The 13,777-nt window shown below is 70.4% G+C and carries 10 protein-coding genes, 1 tRNA gene and 1 pseudogene; 7 read left to right on the top strand and 5 right to left on the bottom strand.

Features of this window, described 5'->3' with window-relative positions:
• Positions 1–2: 2 nt before the first annotated feature.
• Both dnaG and FEZ32_RS12500 read left to right on the top strand, forming a co-directional pair.
• Positions 3–1,781: pseudogene (gene dnaG, locus FEZ32_RS12505) on the top strand (DNA primase); the annotation flags it as partial.
• Between the two features lie 141 nt (positions 1,782–1,922).
• On the top strand, positions 1,923–3,125 hold the full coding sequence (locus FEZ32_RS12500; RefSeq protein WP_028703688.1) for an MFS transporter: 1,203 nt from the start codon (positions 1,923–1,925) through the stop codon (positions 3,123–3,125).
• Positions 3,126–3,274: 149 nt separating this feature from the next.
• Here FEZ32_RS12500 and FEZ32_RS12495 read toward each other — a convergent pair.
• From FEZ32_RS12495 to FEZ32_RS12485, 3 genes are all read right to left on the bottom strand, one after another.
• Positions 3,275–3,350 (bottom strand) — tRNA-Asn (locus FEZ32_RS12495).
• Between the two features lie 86 nt (positions 3,351–3,436).
• Positions 3,437–3,985, bottom strand: coding sequence for a hypothetical protein (locus FEZ32_RS12490; RefSeq protein ID WP_138680719.1), 549 nt, complete (start codon positions 3,983–3,985; stop codon positions 3,437–3,439).
• A gap of 17 nt (positions 3,986–4,002) precedes the next feature.
• Positions 4,003–4,842 carry a sigma-70 family RNA polymerase sigma factor gene (locus FEZ32_RS12485; protein ID WP_036982255.1) on the bottom strand — a complete coding sequence of 280 codons (840 nt, stop codon included), beginning with the start codon at positions 4,840–4,842 and terminating at the stop codon, positions 4,003–4,005.
• Between the two features lie 216 nt (positions 4,843–5,058).
• On the opposite strand from FEZ32_RS12485, the gene FEZ32_RS12480 reads away from it, so the two are divergent.
• Positions 5,059–6,708: an ABC-F family ATP-binding cassette domain-containing protein gene (locus FEZ32_RS12480; protein ID WP_138680718.1), complete on the top strand. Its 1,650-nt coding sequence runs from the start codon at positions 5,059–5,061 to the stop codon at positions 6,706–6,708.
• A 69-nt stretch (positions 6,709–6,777) separates the two neighbouring features.
• Here the strand turns inward: FEZ32_RS12480 and FEZ32_RS12475 are convergent, their stop codons facing one another.
• Complete coding sequence (locus FEZ32_RS12475; protein WP_097798962.1) at positions 6,778–8,181, bottom strand: alpha,alpha-trehalose-phosphate synthase (UDP-forming); 1,404 nt, start codon at positions 8,179–8,181, stop codon at positions 6,778–6,780.
• Between the two features lie 117 nt (positions 8,182–8,298).
• Here FEZ32_RS12475 and otsB point away from each other — a divergent pair, with 117 nt between their 5' ends.
• Both otsB and cysK read left to right on the top strand, forming a co-directional pair.
• Positions 8,299–9,204, top strand: coding sequence for a trehalose-phosphatase (gene otsB / locus FEZ32_RS12470; RefSeq protein ID WP_232020966.1), 906 nt, complete (start codon positions 8,299–8,301; stop codon positions 9,202–9,204).
• A gap of 590 nt (positions 9,205–9,794) precedes the next feature.
• On the top strand, positions 9,795–10,730 hold the full coding sequence (gene cysK / locus FEZ32_RS12465) for a cysteine synthase A (protein ID WP_028703692.1): 936 nt from the start codon (positions 9,795–9,797) through the stop codon (positions 10,728–10,730).
• 6 nt (positions 10,731–10,736) lie between these two features.
• Here the strand turns inward: cysK and pdxR are convergent, their stop codons facing one another.
• Positions 10,737–12,170 (bottom strand): MocR-like pyridoxine biosynthesis transcription factor PdxR, encoded by a 1,434-nt coding sequence (gene pdxR, locus FEZ32_RS12460; RefSeq protein ID WP_175415793.1) that lies wholly within the window; start codon positions 12,168–12,170, stop codon positions 10,737–10,739.
• Positions 12,171–12,327: 157 nt separating this feature from the next.
• Here pdxR and pdxS point away from each other — a divergent pair, with 157 nt between their 5' ends.
• Together pdxS and pdxT are read left to right on the top strand one after the other, a co-directional pair.
• The gene (pdxS, locus tag FEZ32_RS12455; RefSeq protein WP_236082639.1) at positions 12,328–13,167 is read left to right on the top strand and encodes a pyridoxal 5'-phosphate synthase lyase subunit PdxS; all 840 of its coding nucleotides are present in this window, start codon (positions 12,328–12,330) and stop codon (positions 13,165–13,167) included.
• The gene (gene pdxT / locus FEZ32_RS12450) at positions 13,161–13,757 is read left to right on the top strand and encodes a pyridoxal 5'-phosphate synthase glutaminase subunit PdxT (protein ID WP_097798960.1); all 597 of its coding nucleotides are present in this window, start codon (positions 13,161–13,163) and stop codon (positions 13,755–13,757) included. Before pdxS ends, pdxT begins: the two co-directional genes overlap by 7 nt.
• Positions 13,758–13,777: the final 20 nt, after the last annotated feature.

Here is a 13,777-nt window from a genome sequence, read left to right as displayed (position 1 = left end):
CCATGGCCGGACGGATCAACGATGAGGACATCGCGCTGGTCCGCGAGCGGGCGAGGATCGACGAGATCGTGGGCGAGTACGTCCAGCTGCGCAATGCCGGCGGCGGCTCGCTGAAGGGACTGTGCCCCTTCCACGACGAGCGCACCCCCAGCTTCCAGGTGACCCCCTCGCGCGGCCTGTTCTACTGCTTCGGCTGCGGTGAGGGCGGCGACGTCATCAGCTTCGTCGAGAAGATCGACAACCTCACCTTCGTGGAGGCCGTCCAGCGGCTGGCCGACAAGGTCGGGGTCCAGCTGCGCATCGTCGACGACGGGCGTCCGGGCATCGAGCCGGGCCTGCGGCTGCAGATCCTGGAGGCCAACGACGCTGCCGCAGAGTTCTACCACCAGCAGGTCAGCTCCTCCGAGGGGATCATCGCCCGCCAGTTCCTGGACGGTCGTGGCTTCGAACGGGAGGCCGCCGAGACCTTCCACATCGGGTACGCCCCGCGCGGCGGCCACGTGCTGCGCGACCATCTGCTGGCGAAGGGGTTCAGCCCCAAGGCGCTGGTGAGTTCGGGGCTGGTTCGTGAGAAGGGCTGGGACTTCTTCCAGGGCCGGGTGCTGTGGCCCATCAAGGACTCCGGCAAGTCGGTGCTGGGATTCGGCGCCCGCCGGGTCTACGACGACGACCGGCTGCCGGCCAAGTACATCAACACCCCCGAGACGGTGGTCTACAAGAAGTCCCACGTCCTCTACGGCCTGGATCTGTCGCGCACCAACATCGGCAGGAAGAGGCAGGCGGTGGTGATGGAGGGGTACACCGATGTGATGGCTGCCCACCTGTCCGGGGTGGACACCGCGGTGGCCTCCTGCGGGACCGCCTTCGGCTCCGACCACGCCCGGCTGCTGCAACGCCTGATGGGCAACAACGGCGCCCTGTCGGGGGAGGTGGTGTTCACCTTCGACGGGGACGCCGCCGGCCGCAAGGCCGCCCTGAAGGTCTACCAGGGGGACTCGGAGTTCGTCTCCCAGACCTATGTCGCGGTGGAGCCGAACGGCCTGGACCCCTGCGACCTGCGCATCCAGCACGGCCCCGAGGCGGTCCGCGAGCTGGTCGCCCGGCGCATTCCGCTGTACCGCTACGTGATGGACAACGTCGTCCACGACTTCGACCTCGACCGTGCCGACGGGAGGGTCGCCGCGGTGCGCGCCGCCGCCCCCCTGGTCACCAGCATCCGGGACTCCTCACTGGTCGACGGCTACCTGCGCGAGCTCTCCCAGATCGTCGGGATGGACGTCGACGAGGTGCGCCGGGAGGTGGCCCGCACCCGTCGCAACCCGGCCCCGCCGGCAGACTTGCGGCCGACTCTCAGGGTGCTCCCCGAGGTGGCCGATCCCGCCCCGCAGGCCCCGGCCGCCCCCTCGATGCCGTGGCCCGATCCGGCCGACCGGCGGCTGGCCGCCGAACGAGGGCTGCTCAAACTCCTCCTCCAGCGCCCCGACCTGTTCGACGCCGACTGGGACCTGGTCGAGCCGGCCGACTTCCGCCACCCCGCCTACCGGGCCGTCTTCGAGGCCGCCACCTCGGTGCCGGTGGTCCCCGAGGGCTGGTCCCAGGCGGTGAGCGAGGCCACCTCAGACCCGATCGTGCGGCAGTTGGAGGTCGCCCTGCTGGTGGAGCCCGTGCTGTCGGCCGAACCCGATGCCCGGTACGCCGCGGCCTACGCCGCCCGGGTGCGGCTGCTGTCGGTCACCGATGACATCGCCGATCTGAAGTCACGGTTGCAGCGCACCAACCCCACCACCGACCGGGGAGCCTACAACGCGATGTTCGCCGATCTGGTGGAACTGGAGGCGCTGCGCAAGGAGCTCATCTCGGCCGGCTCGGGCAGCATCGAGGTCCAGTAGCCACACCGGCACCGCCCGGTAGCATGGCCCATCGTGTTCTCGACCTACGCCGACGTGCTGCGCACCAACGGGGCCTGGCGGTTCTCGCTGCCGGGAGCGCTGATGAGACTGCCGATGTCGCTGGTCGGAATCGCCATCATCCTGTCGGTGCGCGCCGCCTACGGCAACTACACCCTGGCCGGGGCCGTCGGGGCGGCGAGCCTTCTCACCAGCTGCCTGTGCGCACCGCTGCTGGCCCGACTGGTCGACAGCCACGGCCAGCGCCGCGTGATGGCGCCCTCCATTCTCATCTCGTCGGCGTCGATGGCGCTGCTGGCGGCGGCCATCGTGACGCGGTCCCCGGTCTGGGTGCTCTTCGCCCTCTCTGTGGTGGGCGGTGCGACCTGGGGGTCGCCGGGATCCCTGGTCCGTTCGCGGTGGTCGAAGGTGGTCGCGTCCCCGGGGCAGCTGCACACCGCCTATGCCCTGGAGTCGGCGGTCGACGAGTTCATCTTCATCGTGGGCCCGGTGCTGTCGACGGTGCTGGGTGCCGCCATCCACCCGGTGAGCGGACTGGTGCTGGCCACCGTCTGCTTCGTGGCCGGTGGGCTGGCCTTCTTCGCCCAGACCTCCTCGGAGCCCGCCCCCACTCCCCGGGTGCCGGGGGAGAGGCGGCCGAGCGTGCTGAGGAATCCCGTGATCCTGGTCCTGATGGCGACCTACATCGGCGCCGGCGCGCTGTTCGGGGCCAATGACGTGTCGGTGGTGGCGTTCACCCGTGAGCACGGGGCGGCCGCGATGGCCGGGATCCTGCTGGCCTTCTTCTCCACCGGGTCCTTCCTGTCCGGGCTGTTCTACGGCTCGCGGGTCTGGCGTCAACCGCTGTGGAAGCTCTTCGCGGCCGGCATCCTGCTGCTGGCGGTGGGTGCCTCGACCTTCCTGCTGGCGCACAGTCTGCTGGTTCTGGGGCTGGTCATGCTGGTGACCGGGGTGACCTGTGCTCCGACGATGACCAATGTCAACACCATCGTGGCCCGGGTGGTGACCCCGGCTCAGCTCACCGAGGGACTCACCTGGACCATCACGGCGATGAATGTCGGGTCCTCGGCCGGCTCGACCCTGGCCGGCCGGATCATCGACGGATCGGGTGCCCACGGCGGGTTCCTGGTGGTGGTCGGCTCGGCATGGCTGATGGTGCTCTGCATGATCATCGGGCTGCCGAGTCTGCGCAGGGCCACGGGCCGACGCGAGGCCTGAGAGCTCCGGTTGGACGAGCGAGTCGTTCCACCGGTGATGAGAGAACGGGGATGAGCGAGGAAAACCGGGTCGGCCTACCCGCAACGATGCTGGGTGATGGCCGATCTTGGCCGCCGGGCGGGCCTGTAAGGCCCGGCCCGTGCGTGCGATGGCTCCCCCGACTGGACTCGAACCAGTAACCCTCTGATTAACAGTCAGATGCTCTGCCAATTGAGCTACAGGGGATCAACGGCGCCTTGACGCGAGATCAGACTCTAGCAGCCTCCCCGGTGCGGTGCAAAAGCGGCGGCACCGGGGGGATCTCGGACCCCTCAGCGCCACTCCTTCTGCAGTGCTGCGGTGCGATCCAGGACCCGCCTCTCGATGTCGGGGCTGGTGAGATCGGCGTCACCGTCGGCGATCGCCGTCCACAGGATCTGGCCGGTGTCCAGCCGGCCGAGCCGGCGACGTCCGGCGATGACGACGGTGCCTCCCTCGGCGGGGACCGGCTCGCGTACCACGATGGACGCCGTCACCCGGTCGTTGAAGACCTCCGGAAGGTCGCCGGGCTCTTCCAGCCTCACCTCGTCGGACTGCTGGTCGAGGAAGGACCACCACAGGGTCGATCCCTCCTCCCGCCAGCCGCCGCGCACCACCTCGTGCCAGGCCACCGCCTCGGCGCCGCCCTGGGGGTCGACCAGGGCTAGACCCTCGTCGACGGCGACCACCGTGACCGGTGTGTCCCCGTGATGACCCTCCCCCCACGCAAGCAGGTGGGGTTCGTCAACCCCGATCACCGCCGCCACCGCGGCCATCACCGGGGGATCGGGGCGCCGGTGCGCCGAGGCGGAGTCGATGAGACGCTTCCAGAACTGGGCCATGGGGACATTCTCCCGCGTCACGACTCCTCCCTGTGACGGGCCGCCAGATCGCGCATCAGCTCCAGTGCGCGCAGCTCCATCCGACGCACCGCCCGGTCGCTGATCCCCAGCTCGGCCGCCAGCCTGTGGCGTGGCACTGCCCGGCCCCCGAGGCCGAAGTGGGCATCGATGATGCGTCGCTGCAGCTGCGGCAGCTGCCGACGGGCCTCGGTCAGCCAGTGCTCGTCCGGTTCGGCGGCGTCGCCGCGGGGCATCAGCTGCTCCAGCAGCCATGCCTCACCGATCGGGACATCGCCACGGCGTCCCCGACGATCTCGGACCCAGGCGACATCGACTCCCAGGTCGGTGGCGATGTCGGCGTCCCCGGGCGGCCGGCCCAGCTCCATCGTGAGGGTCATCTCCCGGCGGTCGACCGCGCACTCGGTCCGCCTGCGCCAGACCGGTCGCGACGAGTCTCCTCCCATCAGCTCCTCGGCGACCCGACGCCGGATCGCGGGCCACGCGTAGGTGGAGAACTTCAGCCCCCGGCGCGGATCGAAGCGCATCAGGGCCTCCGCCAGCCCGACGCAGGCGGCCTGGATGAGATCCTCCGAGGCCACCGCCCGGGAGCGGCCGGTCTCCCCGGCGATTCTCATGGCCAGGGGGAGATTGGACTGCCACAGCCGTTCGTGGGCCCGCCGGCCCTCCTCGATGAGTCTGTCCAGCTCCCCGGTGGTCGCATCGGTGGCCACGACCAGGTCGCCGTGCCTCACGGCTTGAGCCACCAGGCCGGCCTCCATCATGAGGAACAGGCGGTGCTGCTGGCCCGCCGTGAGACGACCCGATCCGGCACGACTGATGAATTCTGCGAAGTTCATGCACCGAGGCTCACCCCCGGCGCGAGTCTGCGTCGAGGGCCGGCAGTCGATCTGTGGACAGAAAAAAAGTTGTCCACACCCGTCACAGGGGGGTCGTCGAGCCAAGGCGGTACAGTGGTCTGCGCCCCGAACCAGGAGGAACGTTGACGCACTGAGGATGGCACCCGCTCTGGCGGCTGCCGCACGGCCCTGCACACCCGAGCACCCAGGATCCTCATGTCTTCACACCCATCGGTCGTCGTCGACCACCTGTCCTTCTCATGGCCGGACGGAACCCCCGTCCTCACCGACCTCAGCCTCACCGCGCCCACCGGACGCACCGGCCTCATCGGTGACAACGGCACCGGCAAGACCACCCTGCTGCGCCTGCTGACCGGCGACCTCACACCGACCGCGGGAACCGTCCGGGTCACCGGCACCGTCGCCCTGCTGCGCCAGGACGTCGCCTCCCGACCCGGCACCACGGTCGCCGAGCTGCTCGGCATCGCCCCGGTGCGCTCGGCCCTCAGAGCCGTGGAGGCCGGTTCGGTGGACCCCGCCGCCTACGCAACCATCGGCGACGACTGGGACATCGAGCCCCGGGCCGTCGCCCAGCTGGCCGGCCTCGGCATACCCGCCGACGAGCACCTCCTCGACCGGCCGGCCACCAGCCTGTCCGGCGGTGAGGCGACCCTGGTCGGGCTGGCCGGGGTGAGACTGGCCGGCGCCGACGTCAGCCTTCTCGACGAGCCGACCAACAACCTGGACGCCGACTCCCGGGCCCGGCTCCACGACGCCCTGGACCACTGGTCCGGATCGGTGCTGGTGGTCTCCCACGACCGCGAGCTGCTCGAGCACGTCGACGCCATCGTCGAGCTCGACCCCGGCAGCCCCGAGGGGGCCAGACTGTTCTCCGGGACCCTGTCGGGATACCAGGAGCTGAGACGCAGCGAGCAGCAGAGTGCCGACCAGCGGCTGCGCCAGGCCGAGGCGGAGGTGCGCAGGGTCCGGCGGCAGGCGGCCGCCGACCAGCAGCACCGCGCCCAGCGCGACAGGGTGGGACGCCGGGAGGCGGCAACCTCGGGGATGGGCAAGGGGGCGGTGCACTTCTTCGTCAACAAGGCCGAGAAGAACTCGGCCTCACGGCGCCAGGCGCGCGAGGAGCAGGCCGACGAGGCGGCCGCCGCCAGAGATCGTGCCGACGCCGCGGCACGGCGTCCCGACCGGATCCGCATCGACCTTCCCGACACCGCGGTGCCCCAGGGCAGACAGCTGCTGGCCCTCCAGGTGGGGGACCGGACGCTGCGGATGGACGGTCCGGAGCGGATCCGGCTCACCGGGCCCAACGGCATCGGGAAGTCGACCCTGGTGCAGATCGCCCTGGGCAGCACCGATCCCGGGCTGGCGGTCCGGTCGGCTGAACTGTTCGCCGAACCCGTGACCAGTGCGCTGGCCCCCAGGGTCCCGGTGGGTCTGATCGGCCAGCGCGACGACCTGTCGGCCTTCGCCACGCCTCTGGACGCGGTGCGCCGGGCCTGCCCCGACAGCTCCCCGAACGAGGCCAGGGCCCTGCTGGCGCGGGTCCTGATAGGGGCGGCGACGGTGGAGCGGCCGATCGCGGACCTGTCGGGAGGGGAGCGGTTCCGGGTCGCCCTGGCACGGATGCTGTTCGCCCGCCCCGCCCCGCAGCTGCTGGTCCTCGACGAGCCGACGAACAACCTCGACATGGCCTCGACCGATCATCTGGTGGAGGCGCTGGCCGACTACCGCGGGGCGCTGCTGGTGGTCACCCACGACGGCACGCTGGCCGAGAGGCTGCGGATCGACCGGCAGTGGCAGCTCGACCGCACCCCGCAGGGCACCCGCATCGCGGACCAGCCGCGCTGAGCGGCGCCGCCGGACGGCGTCCGCCCAGCTGTTCTCGTCAGCTGTTCTCGAGGGCAGTTGTTCGCGGGCTCAGTTGCTCTCGAGCTCGGTGAGGAAGGAGTCGGCCCACACATTGATGTCGTGGTCGAAGACCTGCTTGCGCATCGCGCGCATCTTGCGGGCCTTGACCCGCGGCGACTCGTGGAGGGCCTGCAGGATGCTCGCCTTCATCCCGTCGATGTCATAGGGGTTGACCATGTAGGCCTGACGCAGCTCCAGCGCCGCTCCCGCGAACTCCGAGAGCACCAGGGCCGAGTCGTTGCGGGACCGGCAGGCCACGTACTCCTTGGCGACCAGGTTCATGCCGTCCCGCAGCGGGGTGACGATCATCAGATCGGCGATCTGGTACATCGCAGCCAGGGTCTCGCGCGGCACCGAGGTGTAGCGGTAGGCGATCGGGCTGCGGGCCAGGGAGGTGCTCTGGGAGTTGATCCGGCCGACCAGCAGATCGATGTCGTTGCGCAGCATCCGGTACTCCTTGACCCGTTCGCGGGAGGGGGTCGCCAGCTGGAGGAAGACCACCTGCTCGGGGTCCAGGTCACGGCTCTCGAAGAGCTCGCCGATCGCCCGCACGCGGTTTCTCAGCCCCTTGCTGTAGTCCAGCCGGTCCACCCCGAACAGGATGGTCGACGGGTCGCCCAGTTCCTGACGCAGTTTCTGCGCCTCGGCCAGGACCTGCGGGGAGTTGGCCAGGTTGCGCATCCCGACGGCGTCGATCGAGATCGGGAAGGCCTTGACGACGACCATCCTGCCGTCGGGCATGTGGACCCGGCCGCGGGCCCCCTCGACGTCGGGGAGCCTGCGGGCCAGCCGCAGGAAGTTCGAGACGCAGCCGGGGAACTGGAAGCCGATCAGGTCGGCGCCGAGCACCCCCTCGATGAGTTCCTTGCGCCAGGGCATCCGAGTGAACAGCTCCGGGGGCGGGAAGGGGATGTGCAGGAAGAAGCCGATCCGCAGGTCGGGGCGCATCTCGCGCAGCATCTGGGGGACCAGGTGGAGCTGGTAGTCCTGGATCCACACCGTGGCGCCCTGCTCGGCGTGCTCGGCGGCCACCCTGGCGAATCGCTGATTGACCTCGCGGAAGGCGTCCCACCACTCGCGGTGGAAGACCGGTTCGGCGATGCAGTCGTGGAACAACGGCCACAGCGTCGCGTTCGAGAACCCCTCGTAGAACCGCTCGACGTCCTGGCTCGACAGCGGGACCGGGATGATGTCGTAGCCGTCGTGGTGGAAGGGCTCGACCCTCTCGTCGGGGGCGCCGTGCCATCCGATCCATGCGCCGCCGCGCGACTGCATCACCGGTTCGAGGGCGGTGACCAGCCCACCGGGGGAGGAGCGCCAGGACTCGGTGCCGTCCTCGCTGGTCACCCGGTCCACGGGAAGTCGGTTGGCGACGACGAGAAAGCTCGCCTTCTCCTGGACGGTCTCGGACATGTGATCCCCTTCGAGTTGTCCTGTCTCAGATTGCTCTGCCCGGCAGGCGGCACACCGTGGCCACCGTATCAACCGGTCCGCGCCGGGCCCGGTTCGGCGATGTGTGACGATGGACGGGTGAGCGAGACGACGAACACCGATCTGGACTCCTGCTCCCCGCCACCGGCCGACGGATGGGTGGCACTGACCCCTGCCGGACGGGCCGTGGCGCGAGCGGTGGGCCACGACCCGGCCGGAACCCTGCTGGCCAGCGATGTGGACGGCACCCTGTCCCCGATCGTCGCCGACCCGACCAGGGCCGCGGTGAGCGAGCGGGCCCGCCGGGCCCTGGCGGGGCTGGACGGACGGGTCGGCACCCTGGCGGTGATCACCGGACGTCCGGTCGCCCGGGCGCGGGAGATGGTCGACGTCGACCGGCGCGGCGGACTGGACCATCTGGTGATGCTGGGTCTGTACGGGGTCGAGCGCTACGACGTGGGCACCGGGCAGCTGCAGGTCCCCGAGCCTCCCGCCGTGATGGGGCAGGCCCGCCACCGGCTCCAGGAGGCGGTGGACCGAGCGGTGGCCGCCGATCCCGCGATGGCCGGGACGATGGTCGAGGACAAGGGCAGCGCGGTGGTGCTGCACACCCGCCGAGCCGTCGAGCACGACCGGGCCCTGGCGCTGCTGGGGCCGGTGGCCCGCGATCTCGCCGGGGAGCTCGGGCTGGCCGTGGAGGAGGGCCGCGACGTCGTCGAGCTCAAGGCCTGGCAGACCACCAAGGGGGACGCCCTGCGCCGGCTGATCGCCGAACGCATGCCCTCGGTGCTGCTGATGTGCGGCGACGACCTCGGCGATCTGCCGGCGATGGCCGTCGTCGAGGAGTGGATCGGCGAGGGCAGGCCGGGGGCCAGGGTGGTGTCCTGGTCGGCCGAGCAGCCACGGGTGGCACGGTCGGCCGATGTGCTGTGCGACGGCCCCGAGGGAGTGGCGGCGTTCCTCGACGAGATCTCCGGACGGATCACCGAGAGTTCCACAATGTGATATCAAATCTCAGATTCCGGAAGAAATCGGCGAGTGTCTTGGCAACCCGATGACCCCGTGCCTAAAGTGACACCAGTGCTCGACGGCCAGTCCTGAGGACCGCGGTGGTCGCAGGGTCGGGAGCACGTCGAGGAGAGGACAGCCAGGTGGAGACACGGCGCACCGCAGTGATGGCACACGCATCATGCGTGGTCATGATGTCGATGCCGGCCTGCCGAATGCCCTCCTGTCCGGTGACCAGCAGCTGTTGCCGCTGAACCCGGTCCTGGACCGATGAGGCCACGGGCAGCTCATCTGCGAGCGAGCCCCGATCCCGCGCCGATCAGCCCCCGGTTGACGGTACCCGGATCACCGGCACTCGGCTCCTGGTCGTCTCGTCAGTATTGCAGACGTCTCGTCGGAACCGGCTGGGCCCCGCAGCCCTCGACCCGGAGGTCCGGACCAGGCCCTCGCGAACCGATGAGGTCCGACGCGGGCGCCCACCAGTCCTCCAGAACCAGCACACCAGCATCATCACCACGTCATCCGTGAACACCCAGACAGTCCCCGAACCCCCGGGGACGCACTACCGCAAAGGACAGCAAGAGACCATGGCCAAGATCGCCAACGACGTCACCGAGCTCATCGGTGGCACCCCCCTCGTGAGGATCAACAAGCTCTTCCCCGACGCCAAGGCCACCATCCTGGCGAAGCTGGAGTACTTCAACCCCGCCTCCAGCGTCAAGGACCGGATCGCCAAGTCGATCGTCGACGCCGCCGAGAAGTCCGGTGAGCTCAAGCCGGGCGGCACCATCGTCGAGGCCACCTCCGGCAACACCGGTATCGGCTTGGCCCTGGTCGGCGCGGCGCGCGGCTACAAGGTGATCATCACCCTGCCGGAGACGATGTCGAAGGAGCGTCGCTCGCTGCTGCGTCTGCTGGGTGCCGAGCTCGTCCTCACCCCCGGAGCCGAGGGCGTCCCCGGAGCCAACAAGCGGGCCGCCGAGATCGTCGCCGAGACCCCCGGATCGATCCTCGCCGCGCAGTTCGACAACCCCGCCAACCCGGCCATCCACCACGACACCACCGGTGAGGAGATCTGGGAGGACACCGACGGCACCGTCGACATCCTGGTCGCCGGCATCGGCACCGGCGGCACCATCTCGGGCGCCGGCCGGTACCTCAAGGAGAAGAACCCCCAGATCAAGGCGGTCGGCGCCGAGCCCGCCGAGTCCCCGGTGATCACCAAGGGCCAGAAGGCCCCCCACAAGATCCAGGGCTGGGGCCCGGGCTTCGTCCCGAAGAACCTCGACAAGTCGATCGTCGACGAGATTCTCCTGGTGCCCGGCGACGAGGCCATCGAGCTGGCCCGTCGGGCCGCCTCCGAGGAGGGCATCATCACCGGAATCTCCGGCGGCGGGGCTCTCCAGGCGGCCGCACAGCTGGCCGCCCGGCCCGAGAACGAGGGCAAGACGATCGTCACGGTGATCGCCGACACCGCCGAGCGCTACGAGTCCACCGACCTGTTCAAGGGGTACCTCGACTGAACCCGCTCACACGGGGTCGATCCGGCCCCCGATGAACGACGCCACCCTGCGCAGACTGTGCGCCAGGGTGGCGTCGTCGTGTGCGCCGAACCCCAGCACCAGGCCGTGCTCGGCGCCGGCGCCTCCCCAGTAGGACGAAAGCGGCGTGACACCGACCCCCGCCCGCCGGCAGCACTCGACCAGACCGGTCTCCTCGCCCCGGCACACCAGGACCGCCTGGAGGCCGCCGTTGATCGGTTGCAGGCGCGCCCCGGGCAGATCGCCGAGGGTGTCGATGACCATCTGGCGGCGCCGTCGGTAGATGCGCCGCATCCGCTGGGTGCGTCGCCGCAGCGCACCGCTGGCCAGGTAGTGCGCCAGGGCGGTCTGCACCAGGGCCCCGACCGGTTGTCCGAGGGCCTGCCGGCGCCGTCCCACCGGCGCCACCAGGGAGGCCGGCAGGACCAGGTAGCCGCAGGCCACCGATGGGCTCAGCAGTGAGGAGAACGTTCCCAGCAGCACGGTGAGATCGGGGGCCATCGCCGCCAGGGCGGGCAGCGGGGACCCGACGTGTCGCAGCTCGGAGTCGAAGTCGTCCTCGATCAGCCAGCTGTGGTGGCCGCTCGCCCAGGCGGTCAGGGCCACCCGGCGCTCGGCATCGAGGGACCCGCCGTAGGGGTACTGGTGGCTCGGCGTCACCAGGACGGCGTCCAGCCCATCCCCGGGTCCGTCGGGCAGCGAGTCGGTGCGCAGGCCGTGCGCGTCAGTGGCCAGGTCGACGGTCCGGTGGCCCAGTGCCGGCGGCACCCGGCGCAGGCTGGGATAGCCCGGCGACTCCACCCCGATCCGCAGCACCGCCCGGTCCGGGGTGGCCCAGGTCCCCAGCACGGTGGCCAGCCCCTCGCGGGCCCCGGCCGTCACCACCACCCGGTCCGGGGTGGCGATCAGGCCGCGCATCTGACGCAGGTGCTCGGCGATCTGGCATCGCAGCTCCCACAGTCCCAGCGGGTCCTCGACCGGTCCCGGCGGGGAGGACACCGCCTCGCGCCAGGCACCGCGCCACACCGAGTCGGCCAGTGAGGAGGTGTCGGGCTGTCCGGGGCGCAGGTCCAGCAGATGCGGCCGGTCGGGGACCTCGGCGCCATGCCCGACAGTCCCGGTGCGGACGGTGGACGGCGTCCCGGCGTGCAGCCCGTCGAGACGCCGGTTGACGGAGGTCCCCGAGCCGTGCGCCGCGACCAGGTACCCCTCGGCCTGGAGCTGGTCGTAGGCCGAGGTCACACACCCCCGGGAGACACCCAGACGGGCCGCCGCCTGCCGGGTGCTCGGCAGATGGTCACCCGGACGCACGCGGCCCGAGGAGATGAGCGTCCTGATCTGGTCGGCGAGCTGGACCGACAGTGTCCGGGACCCGCCGCGCTCCACCCTCAGCGGCAGATCGATCACCAGGTCCCGTCTCACCCGACCAGTCTGACCGGGAGAGTGGACCAGTGCAAGTGGTGCGATTTGGATCTTGGAACAGACCACTTTGCAGGACTTGGATGGCCTCATGACAGCTGAGAACACACAGGACGAGGCCCAGACGGGCACCTCCAGGGTCAAGCGCGGACTGGCGGACATGCTCAAGGGCGGCGTCATCATGGACGTCGTCACCCCTGATCAGGCCCGCATCGCCGAGGACGCCGGGGCGGTGGCCGTGATGGCTCTGGAGCGGGTGCCCGCCGACATCCGGGCCCAGGGCGGGGTGGCCCGGATGAGCGATCCGGACCTCATCGACGGGATCATCGACGCCGTCTCCATCCCGGTGATGGCCAAAACGCGGATCGGGCACTTCGTCGAGGCCCAGGTGCTGGCCTCCCTCAAGGTCGACTACATCGACGAGTCCGAGGTGCTCAGCCCCGCCGACTACGCCAATCACATCAATAAGTGGGACTTCACCGTGCCCTTCGTGTGCGGGGCCACCAACCTGGGGGAGGCGCTGCGCCGGATCACCGAGGGAGCGGCGATGATCCGGTCCAAGGGCGAGGCGGGCACCGGCGACGTCTCCGAGGCCGTCAAGCACCTGCGGACCATCCGCAGCCAGATCCACAACCTGTCCAGCATGGACGCCGACCAGCTGTACGTCGCCGCCAAGGAGCTGGCGGCTCCCTACGAGCTGGTGCGCGAGGTGGCGCGCACCGGGGCGCTGCCCGTGGTGCTCTTCGTGGCCGGGGGAGTGGCCACTCCGGCAGACGCCGCGCTGGTGATGCAGATGGGGGCGGAAGGGGTCTTCGTGGGATCGGGGATCTTCAAGTCCGGCAGTCCCGCCAAACGGGCCGCCGCCATCGTGAAGGCCACCGCCGCCTTCGATGATCCCGATGTCATCGCCGAGGTCTCCCGGGGGCTCGGTGAGGCGATGGTGGGGATCAACGTCGCCGACGTGCCCGCCCCGCACCGTCTCGCGGAGCGTGGCTGGTGAGGGTCGGCGTCCTGGCCCTCCAGGGAGGGGTCGCCGAGCACCGCGAGGCACTGCACCGGCTCGGCGTCGAGACCACCCAGGTGCGCAGACCCGCCGATCTGGCGGGTCTGGACGGTATCGTCCTGCCCGGCGGCGAGTCCACCGTCATCGACAAGCTCGCCCGCACCTTCGGACTGGCCGAACCGCTCAGGGCGGCGATCGCGACGGGGCTGCCCACCCTGGCCACCTGCGCCGGGCTGATCTACCTGGCCTGCCGGATTCGAGGGGCCGCACCCGGCCAGCAGACCCTGGGGGTGCTGGACATCACCGTGAGACGCAATGCCTTCGGGACGCAGCTGGACTCCTTCGAGACCCTCCTGTCGGTCGACGGGGTCGCCGATCCGGTGCCGGCCACCTTCATCCGAGCCCCGGTCATCACCGAGCTGGGACCCGGTGTGCGTGCCGTGGCCCGACTGGACGAGAGTCGGGTGGTGGGGGTGCGCCAGGGCGCCGTCACCGGCTACTCCTTCCATCCCGAGGAGAGCACCGATCTGCGGGTGCACCGTGCCTGGATCGACTCCTGGGCGGCCTCGGGGGAGTTAGCGTCCTGAGGATGAACCAGTAGGGTGAG

This window comes from Acidipropionibacterium jensenii (genome assembly GCF_005890135.1).
In the GTDB taxonomy this organism is placed as follows: domain Bacteria; phylum Actinomycetota; class Actinomycetes; order Propionibacteriales; family Propionibacteriaceae; genus Acidipropionibacterium; species Acidipropionibacterium jensenii.
Note: the sequence above shows the minus strand (reverse complement) of the source record. Positions and strands in the feature narration are given on the sequence as shown.

Coding starts and splice junctions, on each gene's coding strand:
- FEZ32_RS12490 (WP_138680719.1), bottom strand. CDS start 3,985: ATGGCCCAGTTCTGGAAGCGTCTCATCGACTCCGCCTCGGCGCACCGG.
- FEZ32_RS12480 (WP_138680718.1), top strand. CDS start 5,059: ATGTCTTCACACCCATCGGTCGTCGTCGACCACCTGTCCTTCTCATGG.
- cysK (WP_028703692.1), top strand. CDS start 9,795: ATGGCCAAGATCGCCAACGACGTCACCGAGCTCATCGGTGGCACCCCC.
- pdxS (WP_236082639.1), top strand. CDS start 12,328: ATGCTCAAGGGCGGCGTCATCATGGACGTCGTCACCCCTGATCAGGCC.
- FEZ32_RS12485 (WP_036982255.1), bottom strand. CDS start 4,842: ATGAACTTCGCAGAATTCATCAGTCGTGCCGGATCGGGTCGTCTCACG.
- FEZ32_RS12475 (WP_097798962.1), bottom strand. CDS start 8,181: ATGTCCGAGACCGTCCAGGAGAAGGCGAGCTTTCTCGTCGTCGCCAAC.